We start from the raw sequence: 17,671 nt of genomic DNA, 5'->3' as shown, positions 1-17,671 counted from the left end.
AAATTGGAAGTCTACTTTATTGCCTAAAGGAGGAGAAAAGATGATTCGACCACTTACTCATTTATACAGTGAAGCTGTCGCCACACTCGATCAATGGGATGCAACAGAAATCGTGACACGCGATCAAATTCGGCAAGCTGTTCAATTGTACGATCCGTATCAAATGCAAACGTCATATGCACTCGAGCAATTGTTGATCCATGAATTACGTGAAGCTTGTCACCTTGTGCAAGAGCAAGGACTAACGCTGGCTGATGTACAAACAGAATTACTCATCCTCTCTGCGTTTCAAAGTGATGCGGGCTATCAGGCAGAAGAGATTCAAGATATGTCGCCGACTGCCATTAAACGGCATTTGTCTTCTCTTGATGCTGCTTTTAATCGAGTTTTGCATCAATTGTTTTTACATCAGTCGCAACCAGACATTCTCTGTCAACGGTTCTTGACGATTCTCGCAGGCGCGGTCGCCACAAAATGTGCAATCCGTGCTAAGCGTCTTAAGGAAGCGACACTTGTACATCCATAACAAAAAAATCCTGACTCGCATGAGTCAGGATTTTTTATTCAACGACCTGGCATTCCAGCTCCTTGATTGGTTTTGTATGAAAATGCGGCGTTCCGCTTCGTCATATTCTATAGTCATCATGACAAACTATTCAAGCGCTGTCAATTCTTTTCTAAAAAAAAAGTGGACCGATTTTCGATTGAAAATCAGTCCGAATGGAAGAGTGAATAATTACCATGGCAATGCTTGATTTCATCATACAATGCAATGGAAGCGTTTACAACCCTTTTTCGTTAAATTTTTTCAAGAAAATATTCGTTTGCGATTGGCAAGTGGATGACTTCGATTCCACTTTGACGCATCAGGTTCAATCCGTCCCCATATTCATATCCTGTTGAATAGACGACACGATCGATTTTCGAGGCAATCAGCGCTAAACTGCACGCGTGACATGGACTATGTGTGACGTAAGCTGTCGCATGTCGCGCACTCGTCGAGTCGGCTGCTAGTTTGCCGAGTGCATTGATTTCGGCATGAATTTCATGCTGTTTCGACCATTCATGATGTTCCTCTTGATTTTCACAACGATAAAACTGAACACCATCTCGTTCCATCGACTCTTCACTAATCGGGTGATCAGGTCGTGATGTATAGAGAATACCATCTTGCTTTAAGTAGATTTCATTACAATTCACATGTTGACTGGGTGTTCCGTTTATCCCAATCGAAATCGGTTTCTCATCTTTGACGATGACACAAGCAACAGACTTGGATGCACATTTAGAATGACGATCTGCCATCATCCGTGCAAATAATAACCACGTCGTATCCCACTTCAACTGCTTCTCTTCGCTTTTCATTCCTAATCCTTCCTTTCATGAAGGAAAGGAACACGAAAACTCGTGTTCCTTAGTATGGTCGATTCGGTAGTTCTCTACTTTTTGAAGCGACTTCGATGACTTTTTGTTTCAATTCGTTCTCCATTCGCTCAAGTTCATGCTCTGCGTCACGACGCTTCTGTTTTCCTTCTTGTTGGATACGTAATGTCTCATCAAGTGTCTCGATCAAGTTTTGATGTGCAACCTTTAATGACTCAACAGATACGATGCCTTTTTCGTTTTCTTCAGCAATCTCGATAGACGATTCCTTTAGCAACTTCGAATTTTGCTCAAGTAATTGATTCGTTGTATTGGTGACATCCTTTTGCATTTCAAGAGCTGCCTTTTGACGTGACAAGCTTAAGGATAGGACCACTTGGTTCTTCCACAGTGGAATCGTATTGACGACCGCTGATTCGATCTTTTCTGCTAAAATTTGATTATTTTGCTGAATGACTCGAATTTGCGGCGCCATTTGAAGACTGATCGTGCGTGACAATTTTAGGTCATGGATTTTCTTTTCAAAACGATCGGTTAATTGAATCAAGTCATTCAATTCTTGTAATTTTGTCTGATCCCGCGATACTTCAACTTCCGTTCGTAAAGGTTCGATCTCATGTTGACGAACGTGAGCAATTTTTGTTTCCCCAGCAGCAATATAAACGTTCAATTCTTCGAAATAACGCTTATTCTTTTGGTACATTTGATCAAGTAATGTGATGTCCTTCATCAATCCGAACTTCGAACGATCTAGATTGTGTACGACTTCTTCCAGATACGCACTCATTTTCTCGTATTGTAAGAAGTACGTCTCCGCTTTTTTCTTCGCCCGACCAATGACCGGTACGTTCGACCAGAAACTCTTTTTTTCTTGGAGTGTATCTGGGTCCATTTGGCGGACACGTTGCATTAAATCACTTAACAATTTCCCCGCATCGCCACCATCCTTCATCTTCACTTCACTTAAGACTTGATCGGAAAATTGGGATAACTCACGTTGGACAGGCGCGCCAAATTGCATGACGGCATCCGTTTTTTGAAGATCAATCACCTGCAGTAGACGTTCAATCTTTTGTCGTTGTTCTGACGGAACATCTGAAGGAATCATCTCTTCTACAGGTTGCACCGGCATTTTCGGTGGTGCCTCTGCTACATTCAGATCGACCGACGGATCAGAAATCGTCGGTTGGTCTTGCTCATCAGGCCATTGTTGCCACGTATCTTTATCAGAATGGGTCATGTCGGTAACTCTCCTCCTGTTTTCGTTGTTCATTCTCTTGCGTAAGCACCTTTTCAATTGTCAAAAGTTCCCGTTCTAAATCAACGGTATCTCCTTCAAGCAATAAGGTTTGTTGCTGTTTCAACTTTTGACCAATCATTTTCAAGTTCGAAATCAATTGATTTTTTGTATCCAATTGAACTTGTGCACCACGGCGTTCCAAATCGGCATATTTTTCTGAAATCGACAATAAGGAATCTAGGTAGAATGTAAAGAAGTCACGAACTTTTTTGACATCGCGTGGACTCTCATACAACTCCTCGAACAGCACATGCGCTTCACGCGAAACGATTCGCATCTCACTTCTAATTTCACTATCTCGAATGGATGGAACGATTTGATCGTACGTCTGGATTTTCACAAAACCTTCTTCGATCGTCCGTTGTAATACTTGAAGCTCCAAATCATCCGTCTCTTCAAATCGGCGCGTCGCCCGTTCTGGTTTTAAAATGACACTTCCGACGAACTCCTCTTCATCGTCAAGAAGTAATTTCTTTTTCACATTTTTTCGCTTGATTTCAGTCGACTTCCGTTCTGTCCGATATCGTCGACCTGGTTTTGTCCGGTAACCGCTCCAAATGAACCACAAACCAAGAGCGATGAAGATTCCCGAGAAGTTGAACGTATCGGCTAATTGTAGAAATACGAACATCATACCGATGGAACCAAATATCCACCATGAAGACTTCATGTCATCCCCTCTTCCTTCTTGCTGATTCTTCTATCAGGTTTACGTGTCTTTATTTTAACATTACGTACGGTCTAACAAAAAGTTTCCCGTTTTTGCGAAATGTTATGCCTCATGTATTTATATTTCACCATACTTTTTTAGGAATGACATCCGACCGAAGAATGAACTATTCGTTCTTTCCTTCTTTGTATTACTTCATAACAAATAAGGTAGTCGACTGTATTGGTCGACTACCTTATGGAGAAGAATACATTTGTTATCCAAACAATGGCCAAACAAGAATAATGAGAATCGCGATTGGACTCAAGTAACAGACACTAACTCGCCAGATTGGGACCATTTTCTTCATCATTGGACTAGTCACCAATTCTTGCTCGACAAGTGCACGGTCTAACTTATAACCGGCAAAAATAGAAATTAATAATGCACCGATTGGCATCAAAATATTCGAGACAAGGAAATCGACGCTGTCAAAGAACGTTTTTCCCATGAATTGAGTATCACCTAAGATTCCGAATGAGAGTGCAGACGGAATGCCGACAATGGCGATAGCTAGCGTTGCAAGCCATGTTGTCCGCTTTTTATCACGCATCGTCGCGTTTTCTTTACGATCCGTTAAGGAAGCAACAACGACTTCAAGCATCGCAATCGATGAAGTAATCGAAGCGAAAGCGAATAAAAGGAAGAACAACGTCAAGAAGACCGAGCCAAACTGAATTTGACTGAAGACGGTTGGTAAGACGATAAAGAGTAACGCCGGTCCTTCTGCTGGATCAAGACCTGAAGCAAAAACAGCTGGGAAAATCGCAAATCCTGCAAGTAACGAGACAGCAACGTTCATTGTAACGATCCAAGCTGCAGAACGATTGATCTCTCCACGTTCTTTCATATAGGAAGCATACGTTAGCATCGCTGAAACACCGAGCGATAGTGAGAAGAATGCTTGACCGAGCGCACTAAGCACTGATGTTCGATTCAAGACCGAGAAATCAGGCTGTATGAAGAATTTAACACCTTCCATTGCCCCATCGAGTGTCAAAGAGCGGACAACGAGAACAATGAAACAAACGAATAATAAGGGCATCATGATTTTACTCATTTTTTCAATACCAGATTGAACCCCACGTAATACGATCCAACATGTCAATGCGAGGAAAATCAATTGTCCTGAAATGACATACATCGGCGAGGCTGAAATCGTACCAAACAGTTCACCAAGCGCACCACTGTCCATCGTTGTTAAGCGACCAGTAAAGCCAAGGATCGTGTAAATCAAGACCCATCCACCGATTACGCTGTAGAAAGAGAGCAACAAGAAACATGCGATGACACCAAGGACACCAATAAACGTGAATTTCTTATGACCAAGCGCCGAGAATGCTCGAAGCGCCGTTTTCCCGCTCGTTCGACCGATTAAAAATTCGGCAATCAAGACAGGCAGTCCAAGTAGTAAGGTAAACACGAGGAACAAGAGTAAAAAGGCGCCGCCTCCGTTTGTCCCAGTCGTGTACGGAAATTTCCAGATGGCCCCCAGACCAATGGCGGATCCCGCTGCTGCTAAAATAAATCCAACTTTTGAAGCCCATGCGTTTCCTTTCATGGTGCTCCACCTCCTTTTCAAAATACTTTTTCATTGTACAGAAAGAATCTGTGAAAGTCATCCTTTATCGGATATTTTCTTTAAAGCGTCAAAGCATAACCGCATATATGTAATAAAACATATAAAAAGAAGATCATTTTTTACAACGACCTTCTCTTCATTCATATTTTATTATTGTATGCCTCCGTACATTCGAAGGTATTCCGGTAGCACTTTAACAGTAATTGGTGTATGAATCGCTTTTTCACCATCTGTATCAATTACTTTTGCATTTTTCGTCTTTAACTGAAAACCGCTTGTCAAAATGTGCGTAAAGGACGGATCATTAGCAAGACCAATTTTTTGAAGGATGACATCGCGAATCGTCGTTAGATTTACTTCATCAACGATGACTAAATCAAGCTTCCCGTCATTATACGCTCCATCTGATAAATTCGTTTCAATTCCGCCAAGTGATTCTCCATTTGCCGCAAGAATCAGTACCGCTTGGCCAGTCATATGACGACCTTCATCTAAGATCAATTCATATTCGAATGGTTTTGCTTCTAAACTCGATCGGATAGTCGATAAATAATACCCCATCTTACCAAGACGTGCTTTTTCTTCTGTATCAATGCCTATCGATGCTTCTGCGACAAGACCAACACCAAGGAAGTTCAAGAAATAGCTATCTTCGACTTGTCCGAGATCGACTTGAACGACATGTTGCATCGCAATCGCTTCTGCAGCAAGCCGTGGAGCCATCGGTAAGCCAAGTGTTCGCGCAAAATCGTTACACGTTCCTCCAGGAATGATACCAAGAATCGGACGATCGTCTAGTTTTGCGACACCGTTAATCGTCTCAAAAACTGTTCCATCTCCACCGATAACGACAACAGCATCAAACGCGGATGACTCTTCCGCAAATTGCATCGCATCTCCTGCTTGCCTCGTATTTTTAATAACAATCTCGTCGAATAACGTACTTAACGGTTCGATAACTTCTCCGAGTAACCCCGTACCATTTGTTCCGGCTGTCGGATTACTGATCAGTAATAATTTCATTGGATGATGCCTTCTTTCTTCAGATAATCGCGAGCGACTTCATTCGCCGTCTTCCCACCGTATGCGACAGCTTCATTCATCTTCGACATTTCTTCATCAGAGATTTTACCCGATAATTGCTCGAGTGCTTGTTCTACTTCTGGATACTCATCGATCGTTTCTTGACGCAGAAGGGGAGCTCCTTCGTATGGCGGGAATAATTGTTGATCGTCCTTTAAAACGACCATATCGTATTTAGCGATTTCAGGATCCGTCGAGTAGGCATCAATGACATCAATTTCCCCCGACTCGATTGCTTTATAGCGTAATTTCGGTTCCATCGTGACGACTTTCTTGAAATTGACATCATATTTATCTTGAATTCCTTTATAGCCATCTTGACGATCTTTGAACTCTAGTGTAAATCCAGCCGTCAACTGATTAGCGACCTGCTTCAAGTCAGAAATCGATTTCAAATCATATCGTTCTGCTAATTTTCGTGGAACAGCCACTGCATACGTATTGTTATAGTTCATTGGCGGTAAAAGCGCCAATTGTTGTTTCTCTAGTCCTGCTTTAGCTTGTTCATAAACTTCTTTTGCATCGTTTGATTTCGGTTTTTCGTTCGTCAAACTAGCGAGTACAGTTCCTGTAAACTCTGGGTATGCATCGATGTCTCCTGACTCAAGTGCCTTGTAAACAAACGTCGTCTTACCGAAGTTTGGTTTGACTTGAACGGTTAAATCAGTTTCATCTTCAATGACAATCTTATACATATTCATTAAAATTTCCGGTTCTACACCAAGTTTACCGGCCACAACGAGATCCGGTCGTTCACTACGTCCGAACGCGAATGGTGCTGCGACGATTGCGACCATCAAGACGACTGCCGTCACGAGGCGTGCTGTTTGCCGTTTCCGGGTCGCTACTTCCGTTTGACGTAACAATCCATCAAATAATAGCGCGAGGAGTGCTGCTGGAATCGCACCCAGCAACAGTAGATAGTTATCATTTCGATCGATTCCTAGAAGAATGATCGATCCTAAGCCCCCAGCACCAATCAAGGCAGCAATTGTTGCCGTACCAATGATCAATACCATGGCTGTTCGAATGCCCGCCATCATGACAGGCAAAGCTAACGGGAGTTCGACTTTCCAAAGACTTTGCATCGGGGTCATCCCACAAGCTCGTGCTGCTTCCTTGATCGAAGGGTCGACTTCGGCAAGACCCGTGTAGGTATTACGAACGATTGGTAATAAAGAATATAGGACAAGTGCAATAATGGACGGAACTGTACCGATTCCGACAAGTGGTATCATCAGACCGAGTAGGGCGAGTGATGGAATCGTCTGGATGACAGAGGTTACACCAATCGACCACTCACTCAGAGGTTTGTTGCGTGATAAGTAAATCCCCAGTGGAATAGCGATGACACATGCGATCAGCAGAGATATAACGGATAACTGAATATGCTCAATTAGTGCTTGAAGCAATTCCGTCTTTCGGTCCTGATATGTTTCGATCAATCCATTCATTCGACACTCCCCCTGACTTGACGCATGAACTCTTGAACGAATGGATCGTTGCTGGCTAGTACTTCTTCTTTCGTACCAATGAAAGCAATCTCTCCAGCATTCATTAGACAAATGCGACTGCCCAGTTTTAATGCTTCGTTCATATCGTGCGTGACGAACAAAATGGTTTTTCCAAGCTCTTCGTTTAGATGCAACAAATCATTCTGCAATTGTTCCCGTGAAATGGGATCAAGTGCAGAAAATGGTTCATCCATCAAGATGACGTCCTGTTCTGCTGCGAGTGCGCGCATGACGCCGACACGTTGTTGTTGTCCCCCAGATAGTTCACTTGGATATTTTTTCTTAAGTGATGTGCTCAACCCTGTCAGTCTGAATAGTTCCTCGACCCGACGCGTCACTTTTTGTTTGTCCCATTTCAATAATTCGGGTACGACGCTGACATTTTCTTCAATCGTCATGTGTGGAAATAGGGCAATCTGTTGCAAAACGTATCCAATTCGACGCCGGAGTTCATGTTCATTAATTGACATGATCGGTTCACCGTCAATCCAAATTTGCCCCTCCGTATGATCAATCAACCGATTAACCATTTTCATTGTCGTTGTTTTACCGCAACCTGAAGGACCAATCAAGCAAAAAATCTCGCCTTGTTCAACTGTGAAGTTGACGTGTTGTACTGCCTTTGTTCCGTCTGCATACGTTTTGCCGACATCCTTAAATTCAATCACGTATCATCCCTCGTTTCCCCTGTTTATTATCTTTGTAAAATTCCCCTTTCTCGAGCATTCTAAAACCTATTCCGTCCACTTCTTATCCTGTTTTTCTCATTTTACATTCATGCAAATCAGTTTAGAAAAACAAAAAAAGACGGTAGAATCGATCCACCGTCTGACTGTATGATTCTATTATTCGAATGTCACCGTTACATGGCGGCGACCCCATTCTAACGCCTCTTGTTTTGATCCAACTAGAAGATCCATGATTTTTCCACGAATCGCACCACCTGTATCGAGGGCAATCGCATCCCCGAACCCTTCAACGTGTACCTTAGTTCCAAGGGGCACGACCGATGGATCGACTGCTACAATCCGACGTCCTTCGTATGTAATCGTATTCGTGACGTCATAACCCGATGCCGTTAATGCACGACCGTTATACAGGCGACTTCCATTGTTTTCTGGATTTGTCGTATATGCTGTCGTCTCAAATGTTTCCGTACGTTTCGCTGAACGATTGGACTTTGTTTGCGAACGACTTTGTTTCTTTGCCTGTTGCGCTTTCTTTTTAGCATCTATTTTTACTTTCTGCCCGGCTTTTTCTTTCTGTTCTGCTTGTAAGCGTGCCTGTTTTCGTGCTTCTGCTTGTTCCAGCTTCTTTTGTGCAGCTTGACGTTTCATTTCTAACGGATTTTGTACGATCGTCTTCTCCGTACCAATACCGATTTGTGCTGCTGATGCTTCATGATGTGGCAAAAGAATAAATATGAATCCCGCTAAACAAAGGGATAATAGGAATGATGTTCGTTTCATGTTGATGCCAACCTTTCTTGCCGTTTTACGACCCGCACAACGTATCACGGTGACAAACGGTTTGAAAAGCGAACACCATGAATTGAAATATATCTGTCAAAAAGTAACGAAACGGTTACACGCTTACAAAAAACGCTCTCATCCGTTGTGTAGCAACGTTTTTATGTTTTGTAACCGTTCTGTTACGATTTACTCTTTGTTACTCTTCTGTAATAAATGTATCTTTTCGATGTTTTCAGTTATTTTGTCCAATTTTCTCTTCACTCGTCTAAAGTAGCAGTTCATTATTATTCACTTATCTGGATGAACATGAAAAAAGCACACCGTATGAACTGGTGTGCTCTCATACATTATTTTGTTTTACGTTCTAACAGTTCAATTTCTGACTTTAATAACACTTGTTTTTCAAACTCCAAACCGAGTGACTCAAAGTTTTTCGTATGAGATAGGTCACCAACGACTGTATTTGTCAATACAGCTGTCACTTCCGCAACCCAGCCATCTTTTGTTTTTACCATATCGCCAACGATATAATCGAATAACTCTTCTGTTTCTTCCATCTGACTCATCTCCTGACACGTTCAATTACAGTTAATCATATAAAATAACGACCGAAAAAGCTAGTCACGCGTTAATTGAGCCAAGAACTGGCGCAAGATTTTAGCAGTTAGTCCCCAAATCAGATAGTCCCCATGCTCATAAAAATGCTCCGTGACCGTATACGTGCGATCCAAGTAGGCTTCACGATTCGCCATTCGTTCTGTTGGGACCTCTTTTCCTGGTCGGATTCGCCACTCCATATCCCCTTTGATTGGTTTTGAAGTCATCAACTCTTTTAATGATACGAGAAACACATGATCGACTTCTGCTGGAGAAGGCTTAAAATCCGTCGCATGAAGGATACCGAGATACGGATAAATGATTGACCGATTTGGTGTCACAAGCGGCTCTAACGTTCCAATCAGTTCAACTTCTGAAGCTTTGACATTCAATTCTTCGACCGTCTCACGGATAGCTGCTGCTTTTGGTGATTCGCCATCATCGATTCGCCCGCCTGGAAACGCGATTTCACCTGGCTGTGAACGCAGTGTCTTGGCGCGTACTTGAAATAACAAATAGACTTCGCCATCCTGTTCGACCAACGGAACGAGTACGGCTGCCGCATGACGAGGTAAACGTTCTTCAGAATCTACATACTGCTTTCGGATATCGGCTAAGTTCACCTGTTTCATCGCCCTTCTTGTGCAACATGATGGTACGCTTCTTCAAGATGGCGCATACGAACGATTAAATCCGCATTTTTAGCGATCCGATCTGATAAGATTGATCCTGCTACCGTCTTGTAATAGGCGTTTAAAGCATTGCGCTTGGTCAGATGCGCCTCGTTCTGACGTATATATTCCTTAAAATTCGCAATCAATCGTTCTGTCGTAAAAAGTTGTTCGTTCACAAGTTTCATCCTTTCACACGTCGAGCGTGTCATCAATAGTTTAATGGTAACGAGTTTTGGCTAAGATGTAAATTAAGGGGGGTTATCCGTGAATAAAAAATTAGATGTCCTCATTATTGGTGCCGGACCAACCGGTTTAACACTCGCACTCGCACTCTCGCGCTATGGATTATCCTTCCGCATCGTTGAACGTGCAAGTGGACCATCTGTCGTCTCCAAAGCCATCGGCATTCAAGCACGTTCCCTTGAATTGTTCGCAAGACTTGGTGTGGCAGAAGACTTAATGGAAAATGCGATTAAAATCAATCAGGGAAACCTCTATGTTAATGGCGCATGGCAGGCAAAACTTGATTTTACTGATTTAAATACACCTTTTCCGTTTGTTACGCTCTTGCCCCAAAGTGAGACGGAACGGATTCTCGAAGCACAACTCGCCGCTTACGGGCATAGCGTTGAACGAGAGACGGAATTAACGGGATTCGCTCAATTCCCAACGTTTGTCACCGCTTCCTTACAACATAAAGGAGAAACGGAGACAGTTGATGCCTCTTTTATTATCGGAGCTGATGGTGCAAATAGTTTCGTCCGTCGGGAACTCGGACTTCCATTTAGCGGTAAGTCATTTAAAGAATCTTGGGCACTGGCAGATATCGAGGTCGATTGGCCACTTTCTTCCGAAGAAGTACACATTTTCTTCTCTGATCATGGCGTCATCGAGTCGTTTCCTCTTCAATCGAATCTATTTCGCATCACCGGCAATCTAACGAGCGGACCTGTTCCGACGGATCATAATGCGATTGATGATTTTTTGAAAAATCGAGCTAAAGTTCCGTTTAAGCTCAAAAAAGTCCATTGGTACTCGATGTTCCGCGTTCATAATCGGATCATTGAGAAGTTCGGACATCATCGCATCTATCTGATTGGGGATGCGGCTCACATCAATTCTCCCGTCGGTGGTCAAGGGATGAATACTGGTATTGCCGATGCGATGAATCTTGCATGGAAACTTTGGTGCGTCCACCAGTTCAAGGCGAGCTTTCCGTTACTCGACTCCTATAGCGTCGAACGGCGAGAAGCGGCACAAGGGATCTTAAGGTCAACGAATCTTGCGACGGAACTCTTGCAAATCAACATTCCCTTTTTGTTACCGTTGCAAGAGAAAGTCATTCGAAATAGTCTCAAAATCGCACCACTGCATCATTTCGTAACGAATCGAATCGCTCAGCTCAACAGTCACTACCCAGCGAGTTCAACATTCGTCACACAAGGACGCTTCAGTCCATTGACGCCAAAACCAGGTGAACCAATGCCTTATAGTGAAGTCGTTCATCCGCGAACGAAAAAGAATGAACTCTTGTTGCGTCGCGCTGACCGAAATTTCTTATTACTATTGTTCTTACCGAAGAATGCTACAGATGATCTTCTTGAACCATTTAAGGAATTAGATTATACGTATCCGGATCTCTTTGAAACAGTGCCAATTCATCAATCCTTAAAAGAAGATGGTGTCGTCGATCAAGGCGGTGAACTCGCACGACGCTTCGGTATCAAACAGTCCGGATTATACTTGATTCGCCCCGACGGTTATATTGCTTATCGCCAACAAGGTTTAAAAAGTAAATCATTCGCTCGGTATGTTGAACGTTTACTTTATGCGCGATAACTCGGTATGATAGTAGATGAGGTGAACATCTATATGGATATACAACTGATTCGAACGGTTTTAATCATTCTTCTCATTGTCGCGTTTCTTGTCATCGTCAGTAGACGAACAAAGGAAAATCTTCGCTGGTCGCTTCTTGGAGAGGCTTTTGGTGAAAAAGGGGAAGATTTATTGAAGGATGCTGCTCGACTAGAGGCAGCTGAACTAGACATTCGCGTTGAGCGTGGTATTAAGACTTCGTTTTTGTTCCGACGTTTCAGCAAAGACTTGGACGATCGCGTTGCGGTCTATGTCTTAAAAGAAGATCTAACACAAGCTGAGGAAATTCTTGCGACACGACCGAGACGTTAAATTGATCAAGATATCACCAAAAAGGCAGTGAAGCGAACGCTTCACTGCCTTTTCTTATTCTTGGTGCTGGGCGAGATAAAATGCAACTTGTTTTCGTTCTTGTTCTTGAACAGGTGAAGATTTCTTTGAGACGATGAATGCTCGTACATCTTTGAACGTATGTCCTGTCGGAAATTTAATGCGTTCCGTCCGCATCTGTGGTGCCTTCGGGAAAAGGGTCATAGCATGAATCGGAATGGTCACCCCTTGCTCCTTCAACGCTTTACGAACAGCTTGAACGATTCGCTTCGATTGATCAATTGGATGAGGTGTAAACAATCTCTTTCCATGAACAGGATCCATCACGTGGCACGATTCCTCTGTCATCCATTCTATAGCAGCATCGTTTTGCAACAAGAGAAATAGTCCTTTCGGTCCAATTAGAGCAAAAGGGATGGTAATCGTGTCCGAAAGGCGAATGCGTTCAAATAACATCCAATCAAAACGACACACATGACGGATTTCATTACAAAGCGCATCTGTTTCGTACGTCGTCGTATTCACTTGTTTATTTCCAAAGAAACGGCGACGTGGTGGTTCCGGAACCGAAGCTGTCATGACTTGTAACATGATTCATCATCCTTTGTAGTATGTATTATTAGTTATCTTAACACCGTTTTCCTTCAGATGATGATTCTTTCAAAAAGAAGGCAATCAAAAAAGATATTCCTGACCAATTGGCAGAAATATCTTTTTGATTCATTAGTCTTGGTGCGGTCGTCCGAAGACCGCCTTCTCGAGATTTGAGATGCGACGCAACATGTCATAGTTGGATGAACTAGAAACTTGCGGCTCCGATTGTTCGACGCGACGTTCCTCCCGTTTTTCCGGTTGAACAGGCGCTTGTTTCAACGACTCATTCTCTTTCTTCAGACGTTCGATTTCACGTTCGAATCCTTCATAATCTTTAATGATTTGATCCAAGTATCCATCGACATCCTCGATGACGTAGCCACGGAGGCCGGTCTTGAATTCTTTTTTATAAATATCGTCCGCTGTCAACAATGGCTTATACATCCTCTTCACTCCCACTGGTCATTGTGTTGTAATTCTTGTTCGAGCCAAGATAAATCATCTTGCGTAATCAAAAACAACTGATAATCGGATTGTTCCATTTCCATTCTAGCACGCTCTACTAAAAATTTCGCTGATCCTCCATGTTCTTCATCAAAAACCGATAACAACCCTTGGCTTTTTTGAATCATGAATTCCGTTTTATTACGTAACTGTGATGGATCCGTGTACGGTTTCTGACTAATTGCTTCCACAAAGTCAGCTTGTTCAAGGATTGAAAGATACTGTGCTTGCACAGGTTCTTTCCAGCGTGCCTCCTGCTCTAGAAATGGCAAGAGGATACCTAGACGAATATCTGGATAGTCTTCCTTCAATTCTAGAATGACCTCGCACGCCCAGATTTCACAGCCAGGTGACGCACTCGTAATGAACCACTCCGTTCCACGATCTTCAATTAAGCGAATTATCCGCTCTCGGTAGGCTGCCTTTAAGACACGGATACCGAGATGTTTTTGATCGAAGATGCCTAGTTCATTTGGCTTGTACCCTGTGATGGCAACCACTTTCACGCGTTACACTTCCTTTTCAACCGACGTCCTCGATGATCAAGCTCTGCTAAGATTCGTTCTTTTTTCGTAATTAACCAATGGTGGCGTTCGACTTGGTGTCGTGCTCGTTCAGTATAATCATAAGCAAGCACTGGATCTTTTGCAATGTGCTCCGCCCATTTCGCGAGTTCGATATACCCCAAGTAACTATCACTTTTTAAGAAACATTCTCGAGCTTGTTCATGGTTTTTCATTTTTTTATGCAAATACCCTTGGCGCAGCCACCCTTCTGGCGATAACTCTTTGACCTGCTGAAAATGAGCATGGGATCCTTCATGGATTCCGAGATCTGCTAACCAAATCGCGATGTTCTCTTGAATCGGTGAAGGTGCCTCTGCCCGATGCGTGACGAGTCGGTTGCACGTGTCATACAGACTAACGAGAGTCAGGCAGTCATCAAGATGATGTTGTAAGACGCCTGTCATGATATCGGGATGCTGATGTTCGACGTACTGGAAGTAATGCATAGGCGCCAAAAATCCAGGTAAATCTCCCTCTCGTTCGAACCCGATTCGCTCTTCCATCGCTGTTAATCGATAAGAGTCGTACATTCCTTTGAAAATTCGCCGTGCAACATGCAGTAAATCAAGATGACCGACTTTCGGTAACCGCGGAACGCGTTCCCGCACGAAGACATGTCGTGTCTTGATTTGTGGCCAGTCAAAACTTTTACCGTTATAGGTTACGAACCGGACATCATCTCCGATGTCGTGCAGAAAGTGATGATAAAAGGCAGCTTCAAAGTGTGGATGTGGTAAGAAATACTGACGCATCAGTAACCCGCCCTGCTCAAAGCGAGCAAAACCAAGCAAAAAGATTGTCGTTCCGGTTCCTCGTAATCCTGTCGTCTCTGTATCAAAGAAGATGACCTGCTCGAGCGGGACGTCCAGCGCAAGCGGTGGATGCGGCAGTTGTAAGGACTCATACACTTCCGCAAAGCTTCGATCTCCATGACGGTCCGTTAACGCATACCGTTTGTCGATCCGAACAATCCACTCTTCTTCAAAAGTTAAGATGTCGGCCCCTCGATCAATCCAAGCCTGCTGCTCGTCGGTCCATCCGACTAGTCTCTTCGCTGTTTCCGTTTCAGAAGCGGAAGAAGCAGGAGTATCCGGTGCGACGTCTGATGTAGATTTCAGCATGCGTCTAAGACGATTTTTCATGATAGTTCCTTCTCCATTTCTGCTAATAACTGAATCGTTCGTTCTTTTTCATCTGCGACACCAACCATACCGATACACGCAGGACAACCGTCCTGACAAGGACACGTGATGATTGAATCTCGTGCTGCACGCAACATGACACCGCGTTGCTTATAGATCGACTGCGCTAGACCAACACCACCAGGGTAACGATCATACAGATAGACGGTAGGCTGTTGTGTGTGTGTCGCTTTGACTTGTGGCACGACGAAGACGTCACTCGCATCACACATCAAATAAAGCGGTGCAACACGCCGTAGACTATTCGCGACGCCTTCTAACACTTGCTCTAGCTCTGTCGAGGAGCGTGCGTGATCCGGTAAAGTGAACCAGACACCTGTCGTGTGAATTTCTCGTTCCGGTAAATGAATCGGACCAGAGCCGATGTTCTCATGGGTGCCGAACTTAATCTTCTTAAACATCGTCGCCATCCCACGAACGCTGACATCGCCACGGGCAACACTATATTCTCCTTCAGCGTATCGTTCGTCTTCTTCGAGTACAGAAAGGTCGACTGAAAAATTAGCATCTGTATAATAATCAACGTCTACGGCACGGACGAAGGCTTTTTTCTCTTCAAAATCTAAATGTTCGACTTGATATTGATCCGCTCCATGAAGATAAATCGCCTCGTCATGTAACAACGTCATCGCACTGAATGTATCCATCTCACCAATGACCCGATTCGGTACCTCTGTCTGGTCAACGATGATGACGTTCTCTTGATCACTCGATCGAAGCGAAATTCCGTGCGCCGGGAACGCATCGTTCATCCAATAATAACGTTCGCCTCTTTCGTGCAAGACACGCTCTTCGACTAAGTACTCCAGGATATCCTCCGTCTCAAGTGTCCCGAATGACTCTCCTTTTGTAAAGGGTAGTTCAAACGCTGCACATTTGACATGATCTACTGCAATGATCAGATTATCTGGATCGAGGCGTGCTGCTTCTGGTGATTGATTCAAGAACAGTTCTGGACGTTCTGCGACGTATTGATCGAGCATACCGGAAGAAGCGACAAGGATGATCAAGGCATCATCTTGACGGCGGCCAGCGCGACCTGCTTGCTGCCAGAGCGAAGCAATCGTTCCCGGATAGCCATTCATGATACAGACTTGCAGTTGACCGATATCGACACCAAGTTCGAGAGCATTCGTCGAGACGATACCCGTGATCTCACCTTGTCGTAATCGACGTTCGATATCACGTCGTTCACTTGGCAAGTATCCTCCTCGATACCCTTCGATTGATCGTGGACCAAGTTCATGCGGGTAGATGCTTCGTAGATACGTCAATAAGACTTCGACGCGGACACGTGACCGTGCAAAGATAATCGTTTGGAATTTTTTCTTGATGAAGCGCATCGCCAGTTGTTTCGTCTCAAGCGTCGCTGAACGTCGTATCCCAAGTTGCGCATTGACGATGGGCGGTTGATAAACGAGAAAATGTTTACGTCCAGTCGGCGCACCATTCTCATCAATCAGACCGACTTTTTTTTCCGTTAATCGTTCTGCCAGTTCCTTTGGATTGGCGATCGTCGCACTCGTCATGATAAAAACCGGGTCACTCCCGTAATAACGACAAATCCGTCGTAGCCGACGAATGACATTCGCGACATGACTACCAAACACACCACGGTACGTGTGTAACTCATCAATGACGATATATTTAAGATTCTCAAATAATTCAATCCATTTGGTATGGTGTGGCAAAATCCCGGAATGTAGCATATCCGGATTCGTAATGACGATGTTCCCTGCTTTTCGTACTTTTGTTCGAATCGTTGGTGATGTGTCCCCGTCATAGGTAAAACAACGGATTGGGGCTTCTAATTGATCGATCAGTTCCAGTAACTCACTATTTTGATCTTGTGCGAGAGCTTTCGTCGGATAAAGATACAATGCTCGCGCGTTCGGATGCTGTAATAGATGCGATAAGACCGGTAAATTAAAACAGTAAGTCTTTCCTGATGCGGTTGGTGTGACGATGACCGTCGACTCTCCCGCTTGTACACGTTCATACGCTAACCCTTGATGACGGTATAACTGGTTAATTCCACGTATTCGTAGCGCTTGTCGCAAACGATCTGGTAGTTGTTCTGGAAAATCGACATAACGTCCCGCTGTCGCTTCCATTGTTTTCATATACGTAATCCGCTCCATGAACGAGCGGTCTTGTTTGAGTTCTTCAAGAAATGCAACGAGCGTTTGTTTCGCTTGCATGCCTTCACTTCCTTCCACTTCTCTCATTATACAAAAAAAGAGGCAAGACCAAAGAACGATCTACTCGTCTTTGGTCTTGTCT

Annotated in this window: 19 protein-coding genes; 3 read left to right on the top strand and 16 right to left on the bottom strand. The window is 43.8% G+C overall.

Annotated features, from left to right (window positions below):
- Positions 1 to 40: 40 nt before the first annotated feature.
- A complete protein-coding gene (locus ACV3PA_RS09090) occupies positions 41 to 526 on the top strand; it encodes a hypothetical protein (RefSeq protein ID WP_053453690.1) in 486 nt (161 codons plus the stop codon).
- Between the two features lie 272 nt (positions 527 to 798).
- Here the strand turns inward: ACV3PA_RS09090 and ACV3PA_RS09085 are convergent, their stop codons facing one another.
- The 11 genes from ACV3PA_RS09085 to yvfG form a co-directional block, all read right to left on the bottom strand.
- Positions 799 to 1,365 carry a deoxycytidylate deaminase gene (locus tag ACV3PA_RS09085; RefSeq protein WP_053453692.1) on the bottom strand — a complete coding sequence of 189 codons (567 nt, stop codon included), beginning with the start codon at positions 1,363 to 1,365 and terminating at the stop codon, positions 799 to 801.
- A 49-nt stretch (positions 1,366 to 1,414) separates the two neighbouring features.
- Positions 1,415 to 2,623: a toxic anion resistance protein gene (locus tag ACV3PA_RS09080; protein ID WP_456124479.1), complete on the bottom strand. Its 1,209-nt coding sequence runs from the start codon at positions 2,621 to 2,623 to the stop codon at positions 1,415 to 1,417.
- Positions 2,610 to 3,353, bottom strand: coding sequence for a 5-bromo-4-chloroindolyl phosphate hydrolysis family protein (locus ACV3PA_RS09075; RefSeq protein ID WP_456124478.1), 744 nt, complete (start codon positions 3,351 to 3,353; stop codon positions 2,610 to 2,612). Before ACV3PA_RS09075 ends, ACV3PA_RS09080 begins: the two co-directional genes overlap by 14 nt.
- A gap of 256 nt (positions 3,354 to 3,609) precedes the next feature.
- Positions 3,610 to 4,953: a sodium-dependent transporter gene (locus tag ACV3PA_RS09070; protein WP_053453695.1), complete on the bottom strand. Its 1,344-nt coding sequence runs from the start codon at positions 4,951 to 4,953 to the stop codon at positions 3,610 to 3,612.
- 171 nt (positions 4,954 to 5,124) lie between these two features.
- Positions 5,125 to 5,997, bottom strand: coding sequence for a diacylglycerol/lipid kinase family protein (locus ACV3PA_RS09065; protein ID WP_456124477.1), 873 nt, complete (start codon positions 5,995 to 5,997; stop codon positions 5,125 to 5,127).
- Positions 5,994 to 7,511, bottom strand: a complete 1,518-nt coding sequence (locus tag ACV3PA_RS09060) for an ABC transporter permease/substrate-binding protein (protein ID WP_456124476.1) — start codon at positions 7,509 to 7,511, stop codon at positions 5,994 to 5,996. Before ACV3PA_RS09060 ends, ACV3PA_RS09065 begins: the two co-directional genes overlap by 4 nt.
- Positions 7,508 to 8,239 (bottom strand): ABC transporter ATP-binding protein, encoded by a 732-nt coding sequence (locus ACV3PA_RS09055; RefSeq protein WP_456124475.1) that lies wholly within the window; start codon positions 8,237 to 8,239, stop codon positions 7,508 to 7,510. The genes ACV3PA_RS09060 and ACV3PA_RS09055 overlap by 4 nt, the downstream gene beginning before the upstream one ends.
- 177 nt (positions 8,240 to 8,416) lie before the next feature.
- Positions 8,417 to 9,040, bottom strand: a complete 624-nt coding sequence (locus tag ACV3PA_RS09050) for a 3D domain-containing protein (RefSeq protein ID WP_456124474.1) — start codon at positions 9,038 to 9,040, stop codon at positions 8,417 to 8,419.
- Positions 9,041 to 9,390: 350 nt separating this feature from the next.
- On the bottom strand, positions 9,391 to 9,600 hold the full coding sequence (locus tag ACV3PA_RS09045; protein WP_053453700.1) for a hypothetical protein: 210 nt from the start codon (positions 9,598 to 9,600) through the stop codon (positions 9,391 to 9,393).
- 60 nt (positions 9,601 to 9,660) lie between these two features.
- Complete coding sequence (locus ACV3PA_RS09040; RefSeq protein WP_053453701.1) at positions 9,661 to 10,272, bottom strand: NUDIX hydrolase; 612 nt, start codon at positions 10,270 to 10,272, stop codon at positions 9,661 to 9,663.
- Complete coding sequence (yvfG, locus tag ACV3PA_RS09035) at positions 10,269 to 10,499, bottom strand: protein YvfG (protein ID WP_231496844.1); 231 nt, start codon at positions 10,497 to 10,499, stop codon at positions 10,269 to 10,271. Before yvfG ends, ACV3PA_RS09040 begins: the two co-directional genes overlap by 4 nt.
- A 79-nt stretch (positions 10,500 to 10,578) precedes the next feature.
- Here yvfG and ACV3PA_RS09030 point away from each other — a divergent pair, with 79 nt between their 5' ends.
- Positions 10,579 to 12,153, top strand: a complete 1,575-nt coding sequence (locus ACV3PA_RS09030) for an FAD-dependent monooxygenase (RefSeq protein WP_456124473.1) — start codon at positions 10,579 to 10,581, stop codon at positions 12,151 to 12,153.
- A gap of 33 nt (positions 12,154 to 12,186) precedes the next feature.
- The gene (locus ACV3PA_RS09025; protein WP_053453703.1) at positions 12,187 to 12,504 is read left to right on the top strand and encodes a hypothetical protein; all 318 of its coding nucleotides are present in this window, start codon (positions 12,187 to 12,189) and stop codon (positions 12,502 to 12,504) included.
- Between the two features lie 54 nt (positions 12,505 to 12,558).
- Here ACV3PA_RS09025 and ACV3PA_RS09020 read toward each other — a convergent pair whose 3' ends face one another.
- From ACV3PA_RS09020 to ACV3PA_RS09000, 5 genes are all read right to left on the bottom strand, one after another.
- The gene (locus ACV3PA_RS09020) at positions 12,559 to 13,113 is read right to left on the bottom strand and encodes a nuclease-related domain-containing protein (RefSeq protein ID WP_053453704.1); all 555 of its coding nucleotides are present in this window, start codon (positions 13,111 to 13,113) and stop codon (positions 12,559 to 12,561) included.
- Between the two features lie 132 nt (positions 13,114 to 13,245).
- On the bottom strand, positions 13,246 to 13,560 hold the full coding sequence (gpsB, locus tag ACV3PA_RS09015) for a cell division regulator GpsB (protein ID WP_053453705.1): 315 nt from the start codon (positions 13,558 to 13,560) through the stop codon (positions 13,246 to 13,248).
- A 5-nt stretch (positions 13,561 to 13,565) separates the two neighbouring features.
- Positions 13,566 to 14,126, bottom strand: a complete 561-nt coding sequence (locus ACV3PA_RS09010; RefSeq protein ID WP_456124472.1) for an SLOG family protein — start codon at positions 14,124 to 14,126, stop codon at positions 13,566 to 13,568.
- Positions 14,123 to 15,328, bottom strand: coding sequence for a ribonuclease H-like domain-containing protein (locus ACV3PA_RS09005; protein WP_456124471.1), 1,206 nt, complete (start codon positions 15,326 to 15,328; stop codon positions 14,123 to 14,125). The genes ACV3PA_RS09010 and ACV3PA_RS09005 overlap by 4 nt, the downstream gene beginning before the upstream one ends.
- Entirely contained in the window at positions 15,325 to 17,589 is a 2,265-nt protein-coding gene (locus ACV3PA_RS09000; RefSeq protein WP_053453708.1) for a DEAD/DEAH box helicase, read from the bottom strand. The genes ACV3PA_RS09005 and ACV3PA_RS09000 overlap by 4 nt, the downstream gene beginning before the upstream one ends.
- Positions 17,590 to 17,671 lie beyond the last annotated feature (82 nt).

The sequence above is a fragment of the Exiguobacterium sp. EA-TM-5 genome (assembly GCF_053878415.1).
This window is presented reverse-complemented; position numbering and strand designations above follow the sequence as displayed.